Raw genomic sequence first — 23,485 nt, 5'->3', positions numbered from 1 at the left:
GACGTACTCTCATTCCTTACCGATACCCTCGCCGCGCACCGCCGCGGCTTGCGCGGGCCTTCGCTCCTCCCCACCGTGCCCGTACCTCAGCTCGCGCTCGCTGCCTGAGTCGGTGAACGGTTACCTTGAGCGCACTGGCCTGGATTGCGTGCTCGACGAACTTGACCCTCCTGGCCTCCGTCTCTTTTGACAATCGAGCCGTCTCGGCCTTCCAACCGCCCTCGAATTCTCGGAGGAGGGCTTCATCCTTCGTCGGGCGCCCGGCCTTTCTGTCTTTCTGGTCGCGAGCAATCCTGTGAAAGCGCCACTGGTAGTAGAGCTTCATGTGAGACAGCACCAGGGTGCCCACCGGCTTGCCGCCCCAGCCCGAGGCGTTCATGTAGCCATTGAACCGCTGGCAGAGCAGTTGAAAGGCATCCCTGCTGCCCGGGTCCTCCGCGAAGTCCTCGTTGTTGGGGATGTCTGTCCTTAGAGGCACTCCGGCCCGGAGCGCCTCATCCCGCATTGCCCTCAAGGGAATCATGCTCAGGAGCGAGCCGTACGTCCGGCTTCGCGCCCCTTCACCCCGGCGGTAGCCACCACCCACATCCGAGTGGGCACCGGGGTAGACCATCTCACGGCAATTGGAGGGGTAGTGCAAGCCTTGGAGGACGCTGTCCACCGGAAAGGAATTGCGGATTTCGTGGGCGGCCATCATGTGGAGGCAGTCCTCCACCATCTCGGGAATGCGCAGGTCGTCCGCCCAGGCCATATGGCCGTTGGCGAACCCCGGTGCCGGATCCGCACCAGGCCCGTTGCCGAAGGCGAGATTCAGGAGATCGTCTCCGCTGCGGTTCCACAGCGCGAACCGTGTGCTCACCAGGTTGCTCACCGCGGAACCCGCGTTGTTCGCACTCATCGGCACACCGACGGAGGCCACGGTGTCGAACAGGCCCATGAAGCGCAGACGGATCGGATACGTGCGCTGGCCCAGCGTGATGCTCCAGGCTCGCTCTCCCACGCGCTTGCAGCGTTGCGCGATGAGCAAGGCGAAGGCGCGCGCTAGCGTGGCCCCACGGGAAAAGCCGAACAGCGACATGTGGATTGTCCTGCGACCATCGCTGCTCGCGAGGCACTCGTCCATCCGCTGCATCGCCCATTTGAGGCGCTCTTCTCCCATGTCGCCAGCACCGCCCCCCAGGGCCGTGCCTCCGGGATCGCCAATGTCCTTGAAGTAGGTGCCAATGCCAGGAATGTAATAACGGAACACTTCCTGGGCCTGGGTCTGGCGGTGCAATCGATATAACCGCGCCACATTGCTGTGTTCGCGGGTACCGAAATCCGCATCCAGGTTGTTGCCCGTGCCGTCGAAGAAGAAGGAGATCCAGAGCCCCTGGGAGGCGGGGGAGCTCTGCGTGGGACTCGTCTTCGTAACGAGTGTTGACGTGGTTCCATCGGTCCGTACATTCGCGAGCGATGCGGACCTGCTCAAACTCGAGAGGACCTGCTTCTTCTGGTCAGTAGGGATAGCCATTCTGGCACCTCGCGACTTGCTCGTCCGCGACCTTGTTGCCTGTCTTCTTGCGCTCGACGGGGCTGACGCTTTCCAGCCGGAGCTTCACTTCCGGAAATTGCTCCGTGACTTCGGCCTCGATGTGCCCATCGGGAAAGAAATGCACCCCGAGGTGGCGGGGATTGGCTGGCACCGGGCCGGTCACCAGCACTTCCTTCTCGCACCAGCGATCCCCCCCGCGCGTCCACTTGATCTTCAGCGGCATCGGATCCTTGGGGTCCGGCCACCAGCTCGCGCAACACGTACCTCCCCCACCTCCCGATTCCGGTGTACTGACGAAGATGTTGCCGCCACCCCGGCCATTCACCTCGAAGCTGTCGATGTACAGATCGGTATAGTTGAAGCCGTTGATCTCGAGAGAGATGGGTTCGAGAGAGGCAGGGGATTCGACGGACTGCTCGGGCTGTCCATCTGGCTTCGCGTCTGTCTTCGACTTCTTGCAGGCAGCCAGCACCGCGAGCGCCACGAGCAGCACCCGAACTCGAAGCCCTCGCCCAGAAGTGGTCCATGGCTTCATCATCCGGCTCCTCGGCGAGCTCCCCCGCACGGTCGTGCCCTCGAGTCAGTCATCTTCATGAGGGGAGATGTTCTCTGTCAACGAGCGGACAGTGCGGATCCAAGGCAGGAAACGAGTTCCTGAAGTGCCCCACCCAGGAAGATGGGGTGCTCGGCCCGGGGCAAAAGAAAAGGGCGAGGGGCGCTCACGGGAGCGACTTCCCTCACCCCGACCCTCTCCCAAAGGGAGAGGGACAAACCTGATTCCTCACCGTGCATGCTCCCTCTCCCGCTGGGAGAGGGCTGGGGTGAGGGTCTACACCGCGTCTCAGGTCGAGAACGACGTCCCGCAGCCGCAGGACGACTTCGCGTTCGGGTTGTTGAACTTGAAGCCCGCTCCCGTCACGCTCGACACGAAGTCGATCTCCGTTCCCGTCAGGTACTTGTTGCTCAACGCATCCGTCGCGATCTTCACGCCGTCCTGATCCCACGTCAGATCGCCCGGCTTCGCCTCGCGCACCATGTTCAGGTCGTAGCCCAGCCCGCTGCAGCCGGCCGGGACCACGCGGATCGAGAAGTAGTAGTCCTGGAAGCCCTGCTCCTGGATGACCTTCTTCACCTGGGCCACGGCGGCCTCCGTGAGCCGCACCGGCGACGTGGGCGTGCCCTGCGGCGCCGTGGTGGTGTTCGAAGCGGGAGTGGTGGTGGTGTCCATGTAGGTTGCTCTCCTTACAAGCGCCTTATAACGCCGAGCGCCCAAATTGCCATCCAGCCCTGGCGGGCCAACCAACAGACCCGTCCCCAGGTCACAGCCATGATGTCCATGGGCCCACCCAAACGCCTCCCCGCCCCGGGCACCCATACGCCGAGTCATTCCTCCAGGAGGTGAAGGTCCCACCTGCATCAGGGAAATCCCTCCGGGCCCGGGTTATACGTGTGCTCCCATGTCCGCCACCTTCCGCGAGTTGCTGTCCGACGCGAAGAAGGAGATCCGCGAGGTCTCCGTCGAGGACGTCAAGCGCCTGCTGGACGCGCGGGCCCCCGTGAAGCTCGTCGACGTCCGAGAGGCCGACGAGTACGCGGGCGGCCGCTTGCCCGGCGCCCTCCACATCCCCCGTGGCTTCCTGGAGCTGCGCATCGAGGACAAGGCCGCTCGCGACGAGGAGCTCGTCCTCTACTGCGCCGGAGGCACCCGCTCGGCGCTGGCCGCTCGCACCCTGCAACACATGGGCTACACGCGCGTGGCCTCGCTCACCGGCGGCTTCAACCGTTGGAGCGATGCGCACTTCCCCGTGGAAAAGCCCGTGGTGCTCACCCCCGCCCAGAAGGAGCGCTACCGCCGCCACCTCATCCTCCCCGAGGTCGGTGAGGAGGGACAGGCCCGGCTCCTCAAGTCCCGGGTGTTGCTGCTCGGCGCGGGTGGACTGGGCTCGCCCGCCGCCCTCTACCTCGCCGCCGCGGGCGTGGGCACCCTCGGCATCGTCGACGCGGACGTCGTCGACCTCAGCAACCTTCAGCGCCAGGTGCTCCACACCCACGAGCGCGCCGGCCAACCCAAGGTGGAGAGCGCCCGCGCCACCCTCGAGGCCCTCAACCCCGACGTGAAGGTCCTCCCCTTCCACGAGCGGCTCACCTCGGACAACGTCCTGCGCATCCTCGAGGGCTTCGACCTGGTCCTCGATGGCGGGGACAACTTCCCCACCCGCTACCTGCTCAACGACGCGTGCGTGATGCTCGGCAAGCCCAACCTCCACGGCTCCATCTTCCGCTTCGAGGGCCAGGTCACCACCTTCGTCCCTGGCCAGGGCCCCTGCTACCGCTGTCTCTACCCCTCCCCGCCTCCTCCCGAGCTCGCCCCCTCGTGCGCCGAGGCCGGTGTCCTGGGCGTCCTCCCCGGCATCATCGGCCTCTTCCAGGCCAACGAGGCCCTCAAGCTCCTGCTCGGCGTGGGCGAGCCGCTCGTGGGGCGCCTGCTCACCTTCGACGCGCTCGGCACCCGCTTCCAGGAGCTCAAGCTGCGGCGCGACCCGAAGTGTCCCGTGTGCGCCCCCGGCGCCAAGGTGGAGCTCATCGACTACGAGCGCTTCTGCGCCTCGTCCGCCTGAACGGAGTCTCCGTGCCCATCCCCGAGATCGATCCCCCCACCCTCGCCCATCAGCTCTCCGGCCCGCACGAGGCACGTCCCGTGCTGCTCGACGTGCGCTTCCCCGACGAGCACGCCTACGTGGCGCTCCCGGGCTCGGTGCTCATCCCCCTGCCGGAGCTGGACGAGCGCGCCGAGGAGCTGGAGGCCTTCCGCGGCAGGCCCGTCGTCGTCTACTGCCACCACGGCGTGCGCAGCCTGGACGGCGCCGCGTACCTGCGCTCGCGCGGACTGGACGCCGTGTCCCTGCGCGGGGGAATCGATCTCTACTCCCGCGCGGTGGACCCCAGCCTGCCCCGCTACTGACGCGCGCTACTGCATGTACGGCGACAGATCCACCTGCACGTCCGCCGTGCCGCGGGCCTTCACTTCCACCTCCACCGGCACCGGCTCCCGGAGCGATGCGCTCTTGAACACCAGGTGGTGCGTGCCCTCCACCAGCTCCAGCTTCAGCCCGGGCTGGTAGAGCGCCAGCTTCTGTCCGTCGCGGAAGATCTCGATGCCGGAGACGTTGCGCTGCAAGACCTTGGGACGGAAGAAGCCCGTCTGGAAGGTGCGCTCGATCGTCTTCGTCTCCTGGGGCTCCCCGAAGGGCACCTCGATCTCCTCGCGGATGCCCTGCTCCTTGTTCTCCAGGATGAGCGTGTCCTGCACGTGCGCGCCGCCCATGCGCTGCAGCGGGGTGAAGCCGAGCACGGTGATGGGCTCGGAGCTGCGGCACCGCGCGTTGTGCCGCACGGCCACCTGCACACGCTGATTGGTGATGACGTTGAGGTAGATGCCCTGCCCGTCCGTGGCCGTGCTGTTGAGCGTGTCCCAGATGGACTGGCGGAAGACGAAGGCCAGGGCCACCGCGGCCACCACCACGAAGACCCCGAACAGGTTCGACAACGACGGCAGCGACCGGGCGACACGCGCGGCGGGCCTGGGCTTCTCCGTACGGACCGAGTCCTCGTCCTCGTCGTCCACCTCCTGGACGAAGGAGGACTTCCGGCGCGGCGTAGGTGCCTCGGGCATCTCCGCGCGGCTCTGGGTGCGCCGGCGGGGCGCGGGCTCGACGGCCTGCGGAGACGGGGCCACCCCCGTGCGCCGCCTCGGAGGCTCCGGAGGCTCCGGCGGTGGCGGCAACATCGTGCGCTCCGGATCCTCGTCGTCCTCGATGGGCGGCGTGCGGACACGCGGGTTGACGACCGCGGACCCCGCGCGCGAGGGCCGGGGAGCGGGAAGCTCCGGCTCCCCGGACTCCACTCCCATCCGGGTGCCCGTGCGCCTCGGGGCGGGAACCTCGGTCTGCGTACCGCCCCGGCCCATCTCCATCCGGCTGGGGGCACGCGCCATGGCCGTGCCGCCCGCCTGGGTGCGGCGCGGGGCCTCGCTGCTCGTGCGGCGGCGGGGCACCTCGGTGGCCGGAGGCGCTTCCCACTCCCCCACCTCCGGTACGTCCGACATGGGCAGGGTCGCCGACTCCGTGCGCTTGTTCACCAGCGCCGCGCGCGTCCCCGTCCGCCGGTTCTGCGGCATCTCTCCCGGGGGCGCCTCCCAGTTCATCTCACTGGCGGGGTTGGCGCTGGGGCGCGACTCGACGCGCGAGCTGCTCCGGGGCGGCGAGCGCGGCTCCGGGGGCGGCGGCTCCGGCGGCACCGGCATCGCCGACATCGAATCCTCGCTCCGGGGCTCTGGATTGCCGCTGCGCCGCTCCTCATCCAGCCGGTCCGCGAAGAGCGTCTCCATCAGCTCGGAGATCTGCACCGAGCCGGCCACCCACCGCTGGCTGACGAGCAGTTCCTCCAGCGCCATCTGGAACTGGCGCGCGTCCCGGTACCGGTCATCCGCCGCCTTGGCCAGCGCCGGCATCACCACGGAGTCCAGCTCCGCGGGCACGTCCGCGACCTCGGAGGGCGTGGAGATGTTGCACTCGAGCGCGGCCTGCAGCGTGGCCAGCTCCGTCTCACGCTTGAGCGGGCGCACGCCCGTGAGCAGCTCGTAGAGCACCAGGCCGATGGCGAAGATGTCCGCGCGGTGATCCAACGCCTTGCCCGCGGCCTGCTCCGGCGCCATGTAGGCGAACTTGCCCTTGATGGCGCCCGACTTCGTCAGCGACGCCTGATCCGCCGCCTTGGCGATGCCGAAGTCCACCAGCTTCACCGAGCCGTCGAAGCTGATGAGGATGTTCTGCGGCGAGATGTCGCGGTGCACCACCCTCAGGGGGCGGCCCGAGTCATCCGTGCGCGAGTGGGCGTAGTAGAGGCCCTCGCACGCCGCGGCCACGATGCGGATGGCCAGGGGCCGGGCGATCCACTGCCCGGCGTTGTAGGCCTTGCGCATCACCCGGCCCAGATCCTCGCCGTGGATGAACTCCATGGCGATGTAATAGGAGCCGTTGGCCTCGCCGAACTCGTACACCTGGGCGATGTTCGGGTGGTTGAACCGCGCGGCGATGAGCGCCTCGTTGCGGAACATCTCCACGAACTCCGCGTCCTCGGCGAGGTGCGGGAGGATGCGTTTCACCACCACGTTCTTGGCGAAACCCTCGATGCCCGTCTGGCGCGCGAGCCACACCTCGGCCATGCCGCCGGTGGCGAGCTTCTTGATGAGCTGATATTTCCCGAAAGATTGAGGGTTCATCCCGGGTTGCTCGCCGGGGGGAGCAAGCGCGAAGTGGAAGACGTCAGAGGGAGGCATCTTAGGCGAGGGGCCGGGGTGAGGCAAAGGCGACAGGTGCGAATTCGCTGGCTCCCTCTGATGGCCGGCCTGCTGCTGGCGACCGCCGCCGTCGCCGACCCGGCCATTCCGAGGGACCCGACCGATCAGATCGAGGTCAGCCCGGCCAACGAGGTGCTGGAGCTCACCTGGTCCGACACCGAGGAGCGCCTCCAGGGCGGCATCCGCCCCGCGTCCCCCCGGGAGGGCCAGCCCCTCCAGGTCTCCCTCCACGTGGGCAGCTTCGAGGGCGACTCCTTCGACGGCCCCCTCGTCCTCACCCTGCGTGAGGTGGGGGCCACACACGGGCAGACCGTCACCGTGAAACGGGGCGAGCGCGACTGGCAGGCCACCTTCACCCCCGAGAGCTCCGGCCCCTACCTGCTGGATGTCGGCTTCCGGACGACCCGGCACAAGGTGATCCACGCCCGCTTCGAGGTGGGCGGCTCGCCGATTCCGCGGATGCTCGGCTGGGGAGTGCTCGGCCTGGGCCTGCTGGTGCTGCTCGGGTATACGGTACACAACATTCTAAGCGGAGAGCGGCCCCAGGAGCGGACGCCCGCCGGCTCGGCCGAGGAGCAAGTGCCGCCCGCGACGGCTGCCCCCGCCCCCGCCGCCGAGAATCCGATAGCGGCAACTCCCCCCACCCCGGGAGCCGATGCACCGGCCGCCATCGAAGCGCCGATCGCGAGCACCGCTCCCGCCTCCGGGAGCGAAGCTCCGGCCGAGCCCGCGGCCACGGCTGAAGAGAAGCCACCCTCGCTCCCGTAACTTCGACAGGCCGTCCTCCGCCCAGCAGTGGAAATCCGCTTCCCTGTCACGGCGCAGTAACGCCCTGGTGTCGGTGGCTTTCGGACGCGGAGACGACACGACTGTCGGCCCGCGAACGCGTTTCTCCCAGGCACCCGGGTTGCAATCCCCTCGCGCGGGCCGGCGGCGAGGAGGCGTTCATGGGCGAGGGGTTTGGGGTCGGAAAGGGAAGGCGGGCAGTCCTCGCCTCCGTCCTCCTTTTGGGGATGCCCGTCTGGGCCGCGGAGCAGAAGCCGGCGGCGGACGCGGCGAAGCCCGAGGCCACCAGCGTGGGAGAGGAGCCGCTGCCCAGCGACGCGGAGAAGGCGGCGGGCGAGGAGAAGAAGGGCCTGCGGGTCCGCCCCTTCGGGCGCGTCTTCGCCCGGGTGAGCGCGGACGAGCGCAATGCGTTCGAGCGCTCGCTGTCCATTCCCTCGGCGCGCGTGGGACTGGCCGCGTCGCTGTCCCATGTGGACGCGGAGGTGACCGCGGACCTGTCATCCAAGACGATGCTCAAGGACGCCTACCTGCGCGTCTCCGACGGGAAGAAGCGGCTGCGCCTCTATGGCGGCCAGTTCAAGGCCCCCTTCCTCGCGCGAGAGCTCGAGTCGGCCTGGCAGCTCCCGTTGATGCGGCGCGGGCTGGTGGCGGACTACCTGGAGGACGAGCACGACCTGGGGGGCCGGCGGCTGGGGCTCATGGGCGAGGTGAGCCTGAAGAACGTGTGGAAGCTCAAGGTGTCCGGCGGCGTCTTCCAGGGCGCCAAGGACGATGACACCGGCGTGCGCGCCAGCGAGGACGCCGCACTCCGGGTGAGCGCGCGTCCCCTGAAGTTCCTCTCCGTGGGGGCCAGCACCTATCTCACACAGGTCTTCCAGGGCACCCGCCATCACGCGGTGGCCGCGGACACGACGCTGCACCTGGGCGGGCTGGAGGTGTCGGGCGAGTACGTCAACGGGCGGCTCGCCGTGGGGACCTTCAGCGCGCAGCTCGGGCTGGCCAGCTACACGCTGCCGGTGGGCCTGGAGGGATGGGCGCTGCAGCCGGTGGTGGGCGCCGAGTCGTTGCAGCTCCAGGGCCCCTTGAAGGCCCGCGGCTACGGCCTCGTCGGTGGCCTCAACGTCCTGTACTCGGAGCACTTCAAGGCCCAGTTCCAGGCCGAGCGCGCGCTGCGTCCCGGGGACGAGGCGCCAGGCTTCGAGTACTCGCTGCAGCTCGCCACCCGCTTCTAGGAACGGAGACGACCGACCATGCTCCAGTTCGCGGAAGGAGAAGTCACCCGGTTGCGCCGGGAGTTCAAGCTGGTGATCGAGAGGGAAGCGGCGGTGGCCCTGTGCGCGAGACTCTCCGCCTCGCTGGGCGACTACCTGCCGCCGCCCACGCGCATCACCTCCGTCTACTTCGACAAGCCGGGCTACCCGCTGGCCGTGCGTGCCCTGGGCACCCCGAACGACTGCCTCAAGGTGCGCACCAAGGAGTACTCGCCGGACGTGGGGGCCGGCGGCGTGGAGCGCGTGGTGCTGGAGGTGAAGCGCGAGCGCAACGGCGTCACGCAGAAGCGCCGGGTCTGGGTACCACGCGCGCAGCTGGGCACCGTGCTCCAGGGAGGCGTGCGCCTGCTGCCGCTCATCGCGGGGGGCAACCTCGTCCCGGTGCTGGCCGTGACGTACCGGCGGCACGTGTACCAGTGCTCGCAGGCCTGGCGGGTGACGGTGGACCGGGACATCGGCTTCCACCGGGTGACGCCGGAGCTGGCGCTCGGCGAGAGGACGCTGAGCGCGGAGCGGCTGGGCGAGCCACTCGCCCTGGACGGGCGCGTGGTGGTGGAAGTGAAGCACCTGGGGGAGGAGCTGCCCGAGTGGCTCGCGGCCCTGCACCCCGGGCGAAAGCCGGCGTACAGCAAGTTCGCCGAGGGGATGGCGAGGGTCCACGACTTCGTCGCGGACGGGATTCTGGGGGGCTGAGCAACCGTGTTCATCGACTTCGAAGGCATTGACGGCAGCGGCAAGACAACCTTGTCCAACCTCCTGGCGACGCGGCTCCGGCGGCTCGGCTACCGGGTGGCGCACGCGCGCGAGGGGGGAGAGCTGCGCTCGCCCATCGCCCGGCGCATCCGCGACCTCACCCGCGACTCCAAGCTGCTGGAGATGTCGCCGCGCACCGAGTTCTTCCTCAACCTCGCCCGGGACGCGCAGCAGTTGGAGGAGGTCATCGCCCCCGCCCTGGCGCGCGGCGAGGTGTGCATCAGCGACCGCTACCTCTACTCGCAGCTGGCGCTCAGCGGCGGCGGGCGCGGGCTGTCCTGGGATTCACTCGCGCCCGCGTGCGAGCTGGCCTCGCAGGGGCTATGGCCGGACCTGGTCATCCTGGTGGACGTGGAGCCGGAGCTGGCCCGGCTGCGCAAGCGGCTGGGGAAGAACAAGAGCGAGCGGACGCCGGACTCGGACAGCCGCAAGGGGCTGGCCGGTGCGGGCCTGACGGTGCGCCAGCGCGAGGCCTTCCTCGACCTGGCCCGGAGGGACCCGGCGCGCTGGCTCATCATCGAGAACAATGATCAGCCGCTGCACGTGCTGGAGCAGCGCCTGGTGGAGGCGGTGGTGGCGCGGCTGGAGGGGCGGGAGCTGCCAGCGCAGCGGGTGACGCCTCCGAGCCCCACGCCGGTGCAGGTGCCAGCGACGGTGGACGACGTGGAGGAGCACTTCTTCCGCGCGCTGGACGGGTTGGAGGTGCGCGAGCCCCAGTTGGCCGTGTGGCTGCTGGGCGGCATCCCCGGCTTCGCCGCGCACCAGCGGCGGCTGGGCTTCGTGGAGCGCTTCCCGGGCCTCACGGTGCGCAGCCTCACGGGGCTGGACGACGAGCCGGCCCGGGCCCTGCGCGAGCTGCTGGCGGAGGTGGTTCCCCAGGACGTGGCCGTGAGCCTCGGCACCCATCCGTCACCCCAGGCCATGTCCCTGCGCGAGCGTCTCTACGAGCACGCGCCCGCGGAGGTGCTCTCGGGCCTCAAGCACAACGACTCGCCCGAGGCCTGGGTCCTGCGCGAGCACGCCCTGCGGGAGGGGCGCCTCGGAGAGGTGCTCTGCGGCCTGGCCGGAGTGGACGAGGAGCCGGCCTGGGCGGCGCGCGAGCTGGGGGTGCGGCGCGGGCTGTACGCGGACGTGGCGCGCAGCCTCATCGGCGTCGGCTCGCCCCGGGCGGACGCCCTGCGCGAGAGCCTGCTCGCCCACGACAGGCTGGCGGTGCTGCGCAGCATCCAGGGCCTGGACACGCCCTTCGCGCGGGAGTTGCGCCTGGCGCTGGAGGACAAGGCCCTGAAGCTGGTGCTGCGCTCGCTGACCGGGCTCACCACCGACGAGTCCTTCGCCCTGCGCGAGCGCGGCGCCCCGCTGACGAAGGAGGCCCTCGACTCGCTGGACGGGTTGGATGACCCCCGCGCGTGGCGGCTGCGCGAGGCCTTCGTGACACGCTGGCCCGCCACGGTGGTGTCCTCGCTCGAGGGCCTGCCCCTGACGGAGCGCGCCGAGGCCCTCGTGCTGCGCGCGCTGGAGCTCACCTCCGGCCGCCTGCCCGTGCTGCGCAATGCCTACCGCATCGTCGCCGCCGCCCACGCGGCCGTGCTCCCCTCGGAGCGCGCGGCACTCCTTTCGCCCGGGGACGACGCCCCGCGGCCCACGCTTTGAGCGGAAGGCAAGGAGCCCATGGACTCGTTCTTCTCCGAGCTGGCCAACGATGTGTCGTCCGGGGTTTCCCTCCACGACGCGCGCCTGATGGTGCCCCGCCTGCTGGCGGCGGTGGCCATCGGCCTGGTGCTCGCGCTGCGGCCGTGGCGGCTCCTCACCGGCAAGCCCCTGCCCCGGGCGGACATGGTGCAGGCCCAGGTGCTGCTGTGCACCGCGGCGGCCGTCATCACCGCCGTCATCGGCAACAGCATGGCCAAGGCCTTCGGACTGGTGGGGCTCGGCGGCTTCGTGCGCTTCCGCTCCGGACTGAAGGACCCGCGCGATGCCGCCATCCTCTTCCTGGTGATTGGCCTGGGCATGGCCTGCGGACACGGCAGCCTGGGACTGGCCGGGGTGGGGACCCTCTTCGTCGGCGTGCTGCTGTTCGTGTTGGACTTCTTCGAGAAGAAGGAGCCCACCGCCGCGAAGCAGCGGATGCTGGTGTCGGCGCAGGCGGATGACCTGGCGGGCGCGGAGGAGTGGCTGAGGCAGAAGCTCGGCGAGCGCAACGTGCTGGTGCGCAGCTGCGCGCTGGACTTCGACGGCCGGCGGTTGGAGCTCGAGGTGGAGGAGAAGGAGCCGGGAGTGCTCGCATCGGCGCTGGGCCGGTCCGCGGGCGGCCCGATCCGGGGACTGAGGTGGTCGGAGATGCCGGCCCGGAAGGGCGGCTGGGAGGAACGGGGATGAAGAGGTGGGGGTTGGCTGCGCTGGTGGCGGTGGCGTGTTGGACGGGATGCGGAGAGGGCGGGAGCCTGCCCAGGCAATCACAGGAGCAGCCGACCACGACGAATCCGGATGGGACGGTGGACCTGCCGGGAGACCCGGTGGATCCCGATACAGAGGAGCCGTTCACGAGCCTCTGGCCGCTCACGAAGGGCTCCACGTGGACGTACCGCATCACGGACCCGAAGAAAGGCACCTTCGAGAAGCGGGTGGAGGTGCTGGGTGAGCAGACGGTGCCAGAGACGTCCATGAAGGCCACCGCGGTGCGCAGCATCCAGCCGCACCAGGAGGAGCTGTCCTGGCAGATCACCGACGTGAACGGGCTGGTGGTGCGCCTGCGCGAGGAGGACCGGGAGGACAACACGCTCGAGAAGGTGACGACGTGGAACCCCGCGACGGTGAAGTCGATCGCCCGGGAGCAGCCCGTGGGGTGGAGCTACACGTCCGACATCCGCGAGTTGGAGAAGCACTTCGATGATGGCGAGGTGAAGGACCAGGACAAGACGTACGTGTGGAGTGTGGAGGCGGTGAACGAGACCGTCACCACCCCAGCCGGAACCTTCACCAACGCAACCCGGGTGAAGCGCAAGCGCGGTGACAAGCCAGGCGACGAGCGCACGTACTGGCTGGTGCCAGGAATCGGCAAGGTGAAGGAGACCGGCGAGCGGCTCGAGGAGCTCGTCTCCCATGACGTGAAGAGGCCTTGAGACGGAGCAGGAAGGTCATGAAGGATTCGAGCGCCATCCCATCAACACTGTGCTCGCGTTGATATTCAGAGGCACTGGCCCCTCCGCGGCAATCTGCCTGAGAACAGGTTCGGCACGTTCAGGAATCGAGTCCAGCGACTGCGATGCCGCCCAACAGCGAACCGAGATGTCGGGATGCTCCAATAGACAAAAGAACGCGCCCTGGGCATCGGGCCCCAGGGCCAGCAGTTCACGATGGACCTTCATGATGCGAGAGTGCAACCGGTTGGCCTTCTTGTGATCGAACTCGCTCAATGCCACACCATGGAGTTTCGCGAGTTCGATGTACCTATCGATCAAACTCTTCACGGGTTCACCAGCAGGCCCTTCATGGTGACTCATGGAATGACCCCCAAGTCGCGCAGGACAGACAGACCGTACTCCCGCTGCGCCTCATAGGACTGCTGACTCAACCACTGCCGGATTGTCATCTTCCAACCCGTCGGTTTCGAGGAATACAACGACGATATTCTCGTATGCGTTGTCGCGTCTATCGAGACGACATTTTCCGTATTGTGCAGGGCCTCGGGGCCGAATCTCTGGAGATTGCCCTGGTGCTGCTCGACGATGTGATGCCACTGCTTGTCCTTGCCAGCCGGGCCCATGAAGTCCTTGAAGTCTCTGAATGACTCGAAGGCACGATGGCCGTTGGGAAGGAGCCTGCCCTGCTTGAGCCCTCCACCTCCGTTGCCCGCCGGGCGCCCACCATCACCCTTCAATGCGGACATTGAAAAGGCATTGGCGGGGAGCACGACGCGGATGGTGCCCTCGGGGATGGACATGATGACCCGCTCGGTCCCGGCCGCCGCGTCCATCAAGCGCATGCCGGTGCGGGCCTCCACCACGCGCGCGGCCTGTCCGAAGCCTGGCAACTTCGGCCCCCTGGACACGAGCGCCGCCGTGTCGCCCAGCGCCGCCGTGCCCAGCATGACGAGGATGCGGACGCTGTTGGGCCCGATGACCTTCCCGAAGCGCTCCCCCGCCTCGCGCAGCTCCTCGAAAGTGGTGGCCCGTTCCGACTCCTCCGACAACCGTACGTAGGCCCGTATCAGGTCGAAGAACTCCCACCCGAGGTAACCCCACATCACCAGGGTCAACACGCTGGCCACGCCCTTGGAGACCGGCTCGGGCGCAATCAAGAGCGCCAGATAGGCCGAGAGGGTGATGCTCACCGTCGTCCACAACTGCGTGGAGGAGAGCATGGCCCGCAGCTCGGCATCGCGGGCATCCAGGGCCGGGCCCACGGCCAGCGCCAGGGCGATGCCGCGCTTGTCCTTGGCCTCCAGGCCGGGCCCGTCATCGAACAGCGTCAGACAATCGCCCGGAGTGCCGCGCCGCTCGCAGAAGCGTCCGTAAGCTCGCGCCAGCTCCGAACGCCACTGTTCCCCCACGAGAGGCACGGAGGCGAGCGCCAGCTTCTGGCCCACGTACAGCGGCGGGCGGGAACTGGCGACCCGCAGCGGTATGTCGAGCAGCAGCGCCACCAGCGCGCCCTGAAACTCCGCGCCACTCACCCGCACCGGTTCGAAGTCCGTGGGCAGCGTGGTGAAGACCGCTTCTCCCCCGCCACGTGTCTCCAGGGACTCCCACGCCGTCAACGGCGGAGCGCGGTCCGCGGTCACCACTCGAGCAGGAGGTGCCCCCGAGGCGCACGCACTCAGCAACATCAGCAGCGACAGAGCCAGAGCGCCCACGCGCGAGTACGGCCGCGCACCCGAGGCACTCAACTGGACGATGTGCTCAGGCATCAGGTCGCCTCTTCGGAGCGAGAGAATACGCGAAGGCGTCACCGGCCAGGCGAGCGCGTTCGCGGACATGGCGTTCTATCCCGTTTTGGCAGGTGGGAGCCCTCGAACTCCGCCAAGCGGACTCACACAGTGGAGAGAGCCCGGAGCGTCAAGCGCCTGTAGACATCCGGACACGAGTCACTCGTAGACGTCCACAAGAGAAACACTTCTTGTCGTATACATTCGGACCACTTCACTCGTAGACGTCTCCAAGTGAGAGTCACGAGCGCCGTCCTTCACGTACAGAGGAAGGTGCGACATGTTCACATGCTTCATTGGACCGCGAATGGAGCGTGTGCGGTGGCGTTGCTGGGTGCTGTCCCTGGTGGCGCTCGTGAGCCTGGTCTCATGCACCACCACCTCGGGGACGTCCCGGGGCGACCGCTACGGCTACGACAACTCCGCGTCAGCCGCATGTCGGCAGAACCCCGCCAATTGCATCGCCCTGACAGGGAAGGAAGCAGCCTTCGAGCCCATCCGGGAAGTGGGGACCGTGGTGGCATCCAGCGCCGCGGTGATGGGAGCACTGGATGACCTGGTGAGGAAATCCATTGAAGACGCCCTGGTGGATTGCGCAAACATGGCCCGCTCGGAGGTCCTCCTGCGCTACCCGAAAACGTTCGAGGGCCCCACCCCCAATGCTGACGAGTGCAAGCAGTGGACGGTGGACGCACGAGGCAGGAGCGTCACGTGGGCCGTGCGGCTCGGGATGGAGATGCACGACGTGGCATCCCAGTGCGCACAGGAGGAGCTGAGCAGGCTGCGCCCGGGCGGTTTCAGCGTGGAACAACGCTACCGCTACGACGGCAGGCTCAAGAGGTGGAAGCAGGTCAGCGCCGAGGAAGAGCAAGCACTGATTGATTCCGGCAATGCCGGGGAATTGAAGGGAACGCTGAAGCCAGACGTGGTCATCCACTCGGGAGATCCGGTCAACGTCCAGGCCGTCTACGACTTCAAGTTCCCCTGCGCGAACACCGACCGGGCTCCCGAATGGGACAGATACCCCGAGAATCATCCCTACGAAGGGTCCAGCCAGAGAGATATGTACATGGAAGCATTGGGACCCGAGCCCGTGCGGATCGTCCCCAGATTGGGAGTCATCCGATGAGCAAGCACCCACCAAGAATCCGCATCCTCGTGCAGAACGGAGCCATGCTGATACGCGATGGCCTGAGCTTCACGTTCTATATGTGCCATCCCCATGCGGAGGTGGCATCCGCGGTGATGCGCTCTCTCGAGGTGTACATCCAGGCAGTGGGCGGTCACCACGTTCTCAGCCGATACTCGCACGAGGCCGCGGGATGGATGGAGCTCGGTGCAGCGGACTGGACGGAGCTCCGAAAGGAGTTGTTGAACCCCCGCAGTGCCAACATCCAGCTGGCGGATGTATCGAGCAGGGAGAACCGCTACCGGTTCGTCTACCGTGGCAAGCCCCCGAGCGGCTCCGTCTTCGCGGACGAGCCGGGGGCGGTGTGTGCGGTGAGCTTCTGGTTGCCCACCGAATACCTGGAGGAACACGGCCCGGGCCACGTGCGCGAGCTGGCGATGGAATTGGCGGCGCCCCTGCCCTTCTGCTCGGGACACACCGGCCTCTCCCTCAATTGCGAGACCGACCTGGTGGGCGTGAAGCGGGAAGTGTTCGAGCTGAGCTCCCGCTACCCGGGCATGGACATTCCCGACCCGAGCCTCTCCTCATTGAGGATCGGAACCAGGGTACGGGGGGCCTCCTGGCTGACCTTCCTGGGTCACCCTGTCCTGCGGGAACTGGGAGGCGCGGCAGGACTGCGCTCACGGCTGCACTCACCGGGCACCACCGTGCAGGAAATGGAAGGCGAACGAGCCGTCATCACCCTGGGCCCCAAACCGGAGGCCGGTGATGCCGCGCGCGGTGACGTGCTGCCCGCCTACCGGGAACTCGCACATGTGCTGGAGCCCTGGCTCTTCCAAGAACCTCGCGCCTCGGAGGAAGTACGCCGCTGGGAACGACGCTTCCTCGACTGACTCACGGCCAACCCCTCGTCCGCACGCCGTGGGGTAGACAGGCGACCGAAAGAAAACGGATGGATGTCACACGGTGGACGGTTGCACTCCGGTCCGAATGGTTCGGGCAGGAGGCATCATGCACCGACTGTATTCCCTCGCGCTCGGAGCAGTGACCGCGGCGCTCACGTTGACCGCGAGCAGCGCCTGCGCCGAGGCCCTCACCCGCCAGCCCTACTTGCAACGGGTGGGACCCGAGACCGCCACCGTGGCCTTCCGCCTGGATGCCCCGTGCGCCCCCACGGTCCTCTACGGCACCAACGGCTCCACCGACCAGACCGCCCGGTCGGCGGACAGCGGCCGCAATCACGCCGTCGTCCTCACCGGTCTCCAGCCCGGTACCGAGTACACCTACCTCGTGGACGCCTGCGGCTCGCGCACCAACCCCCTGCGCTTCTCCACCGCTCCCGTCCCGGGCACCCGCGACGTCCACTTCACCGCCGTGGGCGACTTCGGCATGAACAACGCCGACCAGCGCAGCGTGGCCACCGCCATGCTTGGCCGCAAGCCCGACCTCTTCGTGATGCTCGGCGACAACGCCTACAACGAGGGCACCGAGGCGGAGATCCAGAACAACCTCTTCGCCCCCATGGCGCCGCTGCTCTCCCAGGTGCCCTTCTTCGCCACCCCGGGCAACCACGAGTACGTCACCAACCAGGCCCAGCCCTACTTCGACAACCTCTACCTGCCCACCAGCCCCTCCGGTGGCGAGCGCTACTACTCCTTCGACTGGGGCCACATCCACTTCGTCTCCCTGGACTCCAACTGCGCCATCGGCCTGGCCTCCTCGGATCGCTGCTCGCTCGCCGCGCAGCGGAAGTGGGTGGAGCAGGACCTGGCCGCCAGCACCGCGCCCTGGAAGATCGTCTTCTTCCACCACCCGCCCTGGAGCAGCGGTGAGCACGGCTCGCAGCTCCTGATGCGCCGGGAGTTCTCCCCCCTCTTCGAGAAGTACGGCGTGGACCTCGTCCTCACCGGGCACGACCACCACTACGAGCGCATGTACCCCATGCGGGGCAATGACGTGGCCGCGTCGAGCACCCGGAGCCCCACCTACCTCGTGGTCGGCAGCGGCGGCGCGTCCCTTCGCCGCTTCGACAATGGCAAGCCCTCCTGGACCGTGCTGCGCAACGACAGTGACCACGGCTACCTCGACGTGAAGGTGGAGGAAGGCACCCTCACCGCCCAGATGCTGACGCCCTCGGGCAAGGTGCTCGACAGCTTCTCCCTCTCCAAAGACCTCCCTCCCCTCGAGCAGCGGCCCGACGGCACTCCCGATACCTCGACGCCGTCCGCTCCTTCCGAGCCCCAGCAGCCCACCGACCCGACGCCGGCCCCCCAGCCGGGCTCCACCACCGATGGCACCGGCACCGGACTGCCGGGCACTCCGGGCACGCCCTCCGACGAGGACAACCTGGGAGAGGCCCAGCCCGAGTTGCCGCCGGGGTGCTCGGCGGGCCCGGCGATGGTGCTCCTCCCCGCGGGCGCGGTGCTGCTCGCCGGGGCCCTGCGGCGCCGTCGCCGTCGCTAGCCGGGAGTCCGGGGGAGAAGGCGCGGGCGCCCTGGAAACCCTCCGGGGCGCCTCCACCCTTGTCATTGAGCGCCCGGGATGCGATTCGCCTGACTGCCGAACGAGCAGGCCCGTCTCCCGGGCCCCCGGAGTCTCGAATGAAGAAGAACCCCCGCCCGCCCGCCCGGGCGTCCCAGCCCCGCCGCCATGAGCCGCCCACCTCCGAGGCGGCGCCACGCCCCAACCGCCCCGTGCGCGAGGACCTCGTCCTCCAGGCGTGCCTCGAGGCCTACGGCTTCGTCCGCCACGAGGGCCGCCTGGCCGACCGGGCCCTGGACTTCACCCTCCGTCACAAGCGCAACCTCTACTCCAACGAGCGCCGCGCCGTGGCCGAGCGGGTGTACGCCCTGCTCCGCCGCCAGCGCACGGTGGACTTCCTCCTCGAGCACGCCCACCGCGACTTCTCCCGCCTGGACAAGACGCGCCAGGACGTGTTGCGCCTGGCCGCCTCGCGCATCCTCCACGGCGAGGCCGTGGACGCGGTGGCGCGCACCTCCGCGCTGACGGGCTCGGACGCCGGCGCTCTGAGCGCGCTGCCCGAGGCCGCCCGGAAGCTGGAGTCCCTCCCGAGGGAGAAGCGCTTCCCCATCGCCGCCTCGCTGCCGGACTTCCTCGCCGAGCGCTTCCGTGAGGTGTTCGGCGCCGACGCCGAGCGCGCCGCCGAGGCGATGAACGAGCGCGCCCCCCTCACCGCCCGCGCCAATGGCTTCAAGGGAGACCGCGAGAAGCTCCGCGCGCAGCTGGAGCAGGAGGGCGTGCTCGCCACCCCCACCCCGCTGTCGCCGCTCGGCCTCATCCTCGACACGCGCGCCAACGCCTTCACGCTCGAGGCCTTCCGCGAGGGCTGGTTCGAGCTACAGGACGAGGGCAGCCAGCTGCTCGGCATGCTGGTGGACGCGCCGCCTACTCGGGTGGTGGACGCGTGCGCGGGCGCGGGCGGCAAGACGCTGCAGCTCGCCGTACAGATGAAGAACCGGGGAGACCTGCACGCGCTGGACGTGGACGAGGGCCGCATCGACGAGCTGCGCAAGCGCGCGCGCCGGGCCGGTGTGCACAACGTGCGCACCCAGGTCATCCCCGCCGAGGGCGCCGAGGTGGACGAGGCCCTCGCCGCCCTCAAGGGCAAGGCGGACCGGGTGCTGGTGGATGCCCCGTGCAGTGGCACCGGAACCTTCCGCCGCAAGCCGGACGCGCGCTACCGCCTCACGCCCGAGATGATTCAGGACCACGTGGCGCGGCAGAAGCGGCTGCTGGAGCGCTTCTCCCAGCTGGTGAAGCCGGGTGGCCGGCTCATCTACGGCACGTGCAGCGTGCTGCGCGAGGAGAACGAGGCCGTGGTGGAGGACTTCCTCTCCAGGCACCCGGACTACTCGGTGAGGCCGGTGGCCGAGGAGCTCGGGCCGGAGCTGGGCGCGAAGGTGGGCCCGGGCCCCTTCCTGCGGCTCGCCCCCCACCTGCACGGCACGGATGGATTCTTCGGGGCCATCCTCGTGCGCTCGAAGTAGCGTCTACCCCGTCCATTGGAGGGCATGGAATGCCGGAAGCGGTCCACTATCGCGTCTCGATGCGCCGCCCGCACTCGCACCTCTTCGAGGTGGAGGCCACCTTCCCCGCGGGCCCGGACACGCTCGAGGCCCTGCTGCCGGTATGGACGCCCGGCAGCTACCTGGTGCGCGAGTTCGCTCGCCATGTGCAGGACGTGAGCGCCACGGGTCCGGGCGGCGAGCCCCTCCCGGTGCGGCGCGTGGACAAGCGCACCTGGCGCGTCCAGGCCGGGGGCGTCGCGGTGACGCTGCGCTACCGCGTCTACGCCAACGAGCTCACCGTGCGCACCAGCCACCTGGACGGCAGCCACGGCTACTTCAACGGTGCCACCCTCTTCCTCTACACCGAGGCCACGCGCGGCCTGGAGCACCTGGTCACCGTGGAGGCCCCCGAGGGGTGGAAGGCCTTCGCCGCGCTGGAGCGCCGGGGCGAGCTCTTCGTCGCCCCCGACTACGACGAGCTGGTGGACAGTCCCTTCGAGGTGGGGCCGCACACGCCGCTCACCTTCACCGCCGCGGGCGTGCCGCACGAGGTGGTGGTGTGGGGCGACACGGTGCCCGACGCGGGCCGGCTGTGCTTCGACCTGCAGCGCATCTGCGAGGCGCAGGCGAAGATGTTCGGTGGCCTGCCCATGCGGCGCTACCTCTTCCTCGTCTACCTGACGGACAAGGGCCGCGGAGGGCTGGAGCACAAGGCGTCCACGGCGCTCCTCTTCCCGCGCGCGGGGCTGCAGAACGCGCGGGGCTGGGAGGACTTCCTCACCCTCGCCGCGCACGAGTACTTCCACCTGTGGAACATCAAGCGGGTGAAGCCGAAGGCGCTCGTCCCCTTCGACTACTCGCAGGAGAACTACACGTCCCTGCTCTGGGCCTTCGAGGGGGCCACGTCCTACTACGACAACCTCTTCGTGCTGCGCGCGGGGCTGATGGGGGCGAACCGCTACCTCACGCGCCTGGGCGAGACGCTCTCCGCGCTGCACGCCACACCGGGCCGCAAGGTGCAGACGCTCGCCGAGGCGTCGCTGGTGAGCTGGGTGAAGCACTACCGCCCGGACGAGCACTCGCCCAACAGCGCCATCTCCTACTACCTCAAGGGCGAGGTGGTGGCCGCGCTGCTGGATTTGGAGCTGCGCCGCGCCACGAACGACGCGCGGGGCCTGGACGACCTGATACGGCTGCTCTGGCAGCGCCACGGTGACGAGTCCGGCGTGCCCGAGGACGGCGTGGAGGCGGCGGCCTCGGAGTTGGCGGGAAAGGACCTGAGCGCCTTCTTCGATCGGGCGGTGCGCTCCACGGAGGAGCTGGACTACTCCGTCTTCTCGCACGTGGGGCTGGAGGTGAACTTCCGCCCGCGCGAGTCCTCCAGCGACAAGGGCGGCGTCCCGGTGCGGCCCAGGGGAGAAGTCAAACCGAAGGGCTGGCTGGGCGTCACCACAAAGGGCAGCTCCACCCTCGCCACGGTGCTGGACGGCTCGCCCGCGCAGGAGGCGGGGCTGTACGTGGATGACGAGCTGGTGGCGCTCGACGGCTGGCGGGTGGACGCCGCGGGGCTGCTGTCCCGCTGCGACGAAAAGCCCCCCGGAGACAAGGTGCTCATCACCGTGTTCCGCCGGGACAGGCTGCTGGAGGTGCCGGTGGTGCTCGGCCAGAAGCCCGCGGACGCGGCCTGGCTCTCGCGCGTGGACAAGCCCACCGACACCCAGAAGGCCGCCTATCAGGCCTGGCTGGGCGCGCCCTGGGAGGACTCGGGGTAAGCTCACACTCCAGCCATGCCCCTGCCTCCGAACCGCCTCGCGCGCTGCGAACGACACCCCGCCGCCACCGCTGGCTGGCGGTGTGTGGACTGCGGAACCGCCCTCTGTCCCGAGTGCGTGGAGGCGCGGCGGATGCAGACGGTGGACCTGCTCGTCTGCCGCGCGTGTGGCGGCCGGGCCCAGACCCTGCTCGTCCACCGCTCCGAGCAGGCCTCGTTCGCCCACCGGCTGGGCCAGGTGTGGCGCTACCCCTTCACCCCCCACGGCCTGGCGCTGGTGGCCGGGCTCGGAGCGCTGCTCACCTTCCTTGGCTTCATGACGAACGTCTCGTTCGTCCTGATGCGGATGTTCCCCGCCCTGCTGGCCGCGGGGACCTTCTGGAGCACCGTCTTCGCCATCATCCGCTCCAGCGCCCGCGGCGAGACCGACGTCCCCCTCCCCGACTTCAGCGACATCTTCAACGACTGGTTCGTCCCGGTCCTGCGGGGCCTGCTGGCCACCAGCCCGGTGTGGCTCACCCTCTTCCTCTACTCCGTCGCCACCGGAGGGTGGGACGTGCTCCAGTACGTGAAGGGCCTGCTGAACGATCCCATGTTCTACGCGACCGGCCGCACCCACCCCGTGCCCGTGGAGAAACTCCTGGAGGATCCCCTCGCGTGGCTGCTGGGCCTCGCCGGCCTCGCCTACCTCCCGATGGCCCTCATGCTGGCGGCTGCGGGCATCGACCTGCTGGACCTGTTCAACCCGGTGAAGGCCGCGCGTGCCCTGCGGCGCCTCGGGCGGGACTACGCGGTGGCCCTCGGCGCCCTGCTCACCCTGGGGCTCGTGTTCCTCGTCGTCCGCCTCTTCACCTCCGGCCTGCGCGCGGTGAACATCCTCGTCCTGTCGAGCTGGCTCTCCGCGAGCCTCGAGTGCCTCGTGGCCTTCGTCATGGCGCGCGTGCTCGGGCTGCTCCTCTACACGCGCGGGGATGCCCTCGGGTATGGCGCCCCGAACGACTACCTCCTCCCCTTGCTGGACGCGGCGCCGAGCACCTCGCTGCTCCCCCAGGACACACAGCTCCCGGTGCCGAGCACCGCGGTGGCGGCGCCCCCCCCGGGAGGAGCCCCGGCCCCGCCCGAGACCCAGCTCCAGGAGCTCGCCAGGGCGGTCCAGGCCCGCGATGTCCTCGAGGCGCTCTCGCTCTACGCCGCACTGGGCCTTCCCAGGACGGCCATCGCCCCGGAGCTGCACCTCTTCGTCGGACAGGCGGCGGCGACCTACGAGGACTACACCCTGGCCGTGCGCGCGCTGGAGTCCGCGGCGGACGTGGCCCCGGATGACCCCATCGCCCCGCGCGCCCTCGTCCTGCTGGCCCGCGTCCTCGGCGAGCGCATGCAGGAGCCGTCACGCGCCCGGGACGTCTACCGTTACATCGTCGACCGGTACCCGGATACGGACGCCTCCCGCTTCGCCCAGGCCCGCCTTCCGCCCACCACCTGACACCCGGCATTGCCTCCACGCAGGAGCGTGCGCAATCCCTCCGCATGCTCCAGGCACGAAATCTGCTGCTCCTCCTGGGCCTCGCGCCCCTCGTCTCCTGTGATGGAGGCGTGCGGGTCAACCGCCAGGGAGACCCCTGCACCGAGAACCTCGTCACGTTGCGCGTGGAGGTGGTGGACGCACAGGGAACCACCGTACGGGACGCCACCGTCACGGCCACCAACCTGGACACGGGACGCACCATCACCAGCACCACCGGTGACAGGGGAATCACCACGGCGGTGAACGAGGAGATCGGCTCGGGCGCCGTGAGGCTGACGGCCACCGCCGGCTCCAAGGTGAGCGCCCCGGCCGAGGTGGCCTGGACGTGCGACGACTGCCACTGCCACCCCGAGCCCTCCATGGTGCGGCTCCAGCTCCACCCGTAAGCGCCTCCGGTCGGCT

The 23,485-nt window shown here is 69.0% G+C and carries 21 protein-coding genes; 15 read left to right on the top strand and 6 right to left on the bottom strand.

The window, feature by feature from the left end; all coding sequences use genetic code 11:
- Positions 1–16: 16 nt before the first annotated feature.
- The 3 genes from NR810_RS34650 to NR810_RS34640 form a co-directional block, all read right to left on the bottom strand.
- Positions 17–1,513 carry a T6SS phospholipase effector Tle1-like catalytic domain-containing protein gene (locus NR810_RS34650; protein ID WP_407653869.1) on the bottom strand — a complete coding sequence of 499 codons (1,497 nt, stop codon included), beginning with the start codon at positions 1,511–1,513 and terminating at the stop codon, positions 17–19.
- Positions 1,497–2,027 (bottom strand): DUF3304 domain-containing protein, encoded by a 531-nt coding sequence (locus tag NR810_RS34645; RefSeq protein ID WP_257458771.1) that lies wholly within the window; start codon positions 2,025–2,027, stop codon positions 1,497–1,499. Before NR810_RS34645 ends, NR810_RS34650 begins: the two co-directional genes overlap by 17 nt.
- Before the next feature lie 348 nt (positions 2,028–2,375).
- Positions 2,376–2,762, bottom strand: a complete 387-nt coding sequence (locus NR810_RS34640) for a HesB/IscA family protein (protein ID WP_257458770.1) — start codon at positions 2,760–2,762, stop codon at positions 2,376–2,378.
- 229 nt (positions 2,763–2,991) lie between these two features.
- Here NR810_RS34640 and moeB point away from each other — a divergent pair, with 229 nt between their 5' ends.
- Positions 2,992–4,152 (top strand): molybdopterin-synthase adenylyltransferase MoeB, encoded by a 1,161-nt coding sequence (moeB, locus tag NR810_RS34635; RefSeq protein WP_257458769.1) that lies wholly within the window; start codon positions 2,992–2,994, stop codon positions 4,150–4,152.
- 11 nt (positions 4,153–4,163) lie between these two features.
- The gene (locus NR810_RS34630; protein WP_257458768.1) at positions 4,164–4,496 is read left to right on the top strand and encodes a rhodanese-like domain-containing protein; all 333 of its coding nucleotides are present in this window, start codon (positions 4,164–4,166) and stop codon (positions 4,494–4,496) included.
- A 6-nt stretch (positions 4,497–4,502) separates the two neighbouring features.
- Here NR810_RS34630 and NR810_RS34625 read toward each other — a convergent pair whose 3' ends face one another.
- The gene (locus tag NR810_RS34625) at positions 4,503–6,815 is read right to left on the bottom strand and encodes a serine/threonine protein kinase (protein ID WP_257458766.1); all 2,313 of its coding nucleotides are present in this window, start codon (positions 6,813–6,815) and stop codon (positions 4,503–4,505) included.
- A 93-nt stretch (positions 6,816–6,908) separates the two neighbouring features.
- Between NR810_RS34625 and NR810_RS34620 the strand changes: the two genes are divergently transcribed.
- The 6 genes from NR810_RS34620 to NR810_RS34595 all read left to right on the top strand — a co-directional run bounded on the left by NR810_RS34620 (position 6,909) and on the right by NR810_RS34595 (position 12,825).
- Complete coding sequence (locus NR810_RS34620) at positions 6,909–7,661, top strand: hypothetical protein (protein ID WP_257458764.1); 753 nt, start codon at positions 6,909–6,911, stop codon at positions 7,659–7,661.
- 179 nt (positions 7,662–7,840) lie between these two features.
- Positions 7,841–8,911, top strand: coding sequence for an OprO/OprP family phosphate-selective porin (locus NR810_RS34615; RefSeq protein WP_257458763.1), 1,071 nt, complete (start codon positions 7,841–7,843; stop codon positions 8,909–8,911).
- Between the two features lie 18 nt (positions 8,912–8,929).
- A complete protein-coding gene (locus NR810_RS34610) occupies positions 8,930–9,643 on the top strand; it encodes a VTC domain-containing protein (protein WP_257458762.1) in 714 nt (237 codons plus the stop codon).
- 6 nt (positions 9,644–9,649) lie between these two features.
- Positions 9,650–11,356, top strand: coding sequence for a dTMP kinase (gene tmk / locus NR810_RS34605; RefSeq protein WP_257458760.1), 1,707 nt, complete (start codon positions 9,650–9,652; stop codon positions 11,354–11,356).
- Between the two features lie 18 nt (positions 11,357–11,374).
- Positions 11,375–12,082 (top strand): DUF4956 domain-containing protein, encoded by a 708-nt coding sequence (locus tag NR810_RS34600; protein WP_257458759.1) that lies wholly within the window; start codon positions 11,375–11,377, stop codon positions 12,080–12,082.
- Positions 12,079–12,825 (top strand): hypothetical protein, encoded by a 747-nt coding sequence (locus NR810_RS34595; protein WP_257458758.1) that lies wholly within the window; start codon positions 12,079–12,081, stop codon positions 12,823–12,825. The genes NR810_RS34600 and NR810_RS34595 overlap by 4 nt, the downstream gene beginning before the upstream one ends.
- 15 nt (positions 12,826–12,840) lie before the next feature.
- On the opposite strand, the gene NR810_RS34590 is transcribed toward NR810_RS34595, so the two are convergent.
- Positions 12,841–13,173, bottom strand: a complete 333-nt coding sequence (locus NR810_RS34590; protein WP_257458757.1) for a DUF2019 domain-containing protein — start codon at positions 13,171–13,173, stop codon at positions 12,841–12,843.
- Between the two features lie 29 nt (positions 13,174–13,202).
- A complete protein-coding gene (gene sitA5 / locus NR810_RS34585; RefSeq protein WP_257458756.1) occupies positions 13,203–14,612 on the bottom strand; it encodes a SitA5 family polymorphic toxin in 1,410 nt (469 codons plus the stop codon).
- A 298-nt stretch (positions 14,613–14,910) separates the two neighbouring features.
- Between sitA5 and NR810_RS34580 the strand changes: the two genes are divergently transcribed.
- The 7 genes from NR810_RS34580 to NR810_RS34550 all read left to right on the top strand — a co-directional run bounded on the left by NR810_RS34580 (position 14,911) and on the right by NR810_RS34550 (position 23,469).
- Complete coding sequence (locus NR810_RS34580) at positions 14,911–15,759, top strand: hypothetical protein (RefSeq protein WP_257458755.1); 849 nt, start codon at positions 14,911–14,913, stop codon at positions 15,757–15,759.
- Positions 15,756–16,652 (top strand): DUF3396 domain-containing protein, encoded by an 897-nt coding sequence (locus NR810_RS34575; RefSeq protein ID WP_257458754.1) that lies wholly within the window; start codon positions 15,756–15,758, stop codon positions 16,650–16,652. The genes NR810_RS34580 and NR810_RS34575 overlap by 4 nt, the downstream gene beginning before the upstream one ends.
- A gap of 118 nt (positions 16,653–16,770) precedes the next feature.
- On the top strand, positions 16,771–18,222 hold the full coding sequence (locus tag NR810_RS34570) for a purple acid phosphatase family protein (protein WP_257458752.1): 1,452 nt from the start codon (positions 16,771–16,773) through the stop codon (positions 18,220–18,222).
- Between the two features lie 137 nt (positions 18,223–18,359).
- Positions 18,360–19,766: an RsmB/NOP family class I SAM-dependent RNA methyltransferase gene (locus NR810_RS34565; RefSeq protein ID WP_257458751.1), complete on the top strand. Its 1,407-nt coding sequence runs from the start codon at positions 18,360–18,362 to the stop codon at positions 19,764–19,766.
- 29 nt (positions 19,767–19,795) lie between these two features.
- Positions 19,796–21,559 (top strand): M61 family metallopeptidase, encoded by a 1,764-nt coding sequence (locus NR810_RS34560; RefSeq protein WP_257458750.1) that lies wholly within the window; start codon positions 19,796–19,798, stop codon positions 21,557–21,559.
- Positions 21,560–21,691: 132 nt separating this feature from the next.
- Positions 21,692–23,041 (top strand): tetratricopeptide repeat protein, encoded by a 1,350-nt coding sequence (locus tag NR810_RS34555; RefSeq protein ID WP_257458749.1) that lies wholly within the window; start codon positions 21,692–21,694, stop codon positions 23,039–23,041.
- Between the two features lie 44 nt (positions 23,042–23,085).
- Positions 23,086–23,469, top strand: a complete 384-nt coding sequence (locus tag NR810_RS34550) for a carboxypeptidase-like regulatory domain-containing protein (RefSeq protein WP_257458748.1) — start codon at positions 23,086–23,088, stop codon at positions 23,467–23,469.
- The last annotated feature ends 16 nt before the right edge of the window (positions 23,470–23,485 follow it).

This window comes from Archangium lipolyticum (assembly GCF_024623785.1).
In the GTDB taxonomy this organism is placed as follows: Bacteria; Myxococcota; Myxococcia; order Myxococcales; family Myxococcaceae; genus Archangium; species Archangium lipolyticum.
Note: the sequence above shows the minus strand (reverse complement) of the source record. Positions and strands in the feature narration are given on the sequence as shown.

Coding starts and splice junctions, on each gene's coding strand:
- sitA5 (WP_257458756.1), bottom strand. CDS start 14,612: ATGCCTGAGCACATCGTCCAGTTGAGTGCCTCGGGTGCGCGGCCGTAC.
- NR810_RS34555 (WP_257458749.1), top strand. CDS start 21,692: ATGCAGACGGTGGACCTGCTCGTCTGCCGCGCGTGTGGCGGCCGGGCC.
- NR810_RS34565 (WP_257458751.1), top strand. CDS start 18,360: ATGAAGAAGAACCCCCGCCCGCCCGCCCGGGCGTCCCAGCCCCGCCGC.
- NR810_RS34600 (WP_257458759.1), top strand. CDS start 11,375: ATGGACTCGTTCTTCTCCGAGCTGGCCAACGATGTGTCGTCCGGGGTT.
- NR810_RS34615 (WP_257458763.1), top strand. CDS start 7,841: ATGGGCGAGGGGTTTGGGGTCGGAAAGGGAAGGCGGGCAGTCCTCGCC.
- moeB (WP_257458769.1), top strand. CDS start 2,992: ATGTCCGCCACCTTCCGCGAGTTGCTGTCCGACGCGAAGAAGGAGATC.
- NR810_RS34575 (WP_257458754.1), top strand. CDS start 15,756: ATGAGCAAGCACCCACCAAGAATCCGCATCCTCGTGCAGAACGGAGCC.
- NR810_RS34640 (WP_257458770.1), bottom strand. CDS start 2,762: ATGGACACCACCACCACTCCCGCTTCGAACACCACCACGGCGCCGCAG.
- NR810_RS34550 (WP_257458748.1), top strand. CDS start 23,086: ATGCTCCAGGCACGAAATCTGCTGCTCCTCCTGGGCCTCGCGCCCCTC.
- NR810_RS34595 (WP_257458758.1), top strand. CDS start 12,079: ATGAAGAGGTGGGGGTTGGCTGCGCTGGTGGCGGTGGCGTGTTGGACG.
- NR810_RS34610 (WP_257458762.1), top strand. CDS start 8,930: ATGCTCCAGTTCGCGGAAGGAGAAGTCACCCGGTTGCGCCGGGAGTTC.
- NR810_RS34570 (WP_257458752.1), top strand. CDS start 16,771: ATGCACCGACTGTATTCCCTCGCGCTCGGAGCAGTGACCGCGGCGCTC.
- NR810_RS34625 (WP_257458766.1), bottom strand. CDS start 6,815: ATGAACCCTCAATCTTTCGGGAAATATCAGCTCATCAAGAAGCTCGCC.
- NR810_RS34560 (WP_257458750.1), top strand. CDS start 19,796: ATGCCGGAAGCGGTCCACTATCGCGTCTCGATGCGCCGCCCGCACTCG.
- NR810_RS34650 (WP_407653869.1), bottom strand. CDS start 1,513: ATGGCTATCCCTACTGACCAGAAGAAGCAGGTCCTCTCGAGTTTGAGC.
- NR810_RS34580 (WP_257458755.1), top strand. CDS start 14,911: ATGTTCACATGCTTCATTGGACCGCGAATGGAGCGTGTGCGGTGGCGT.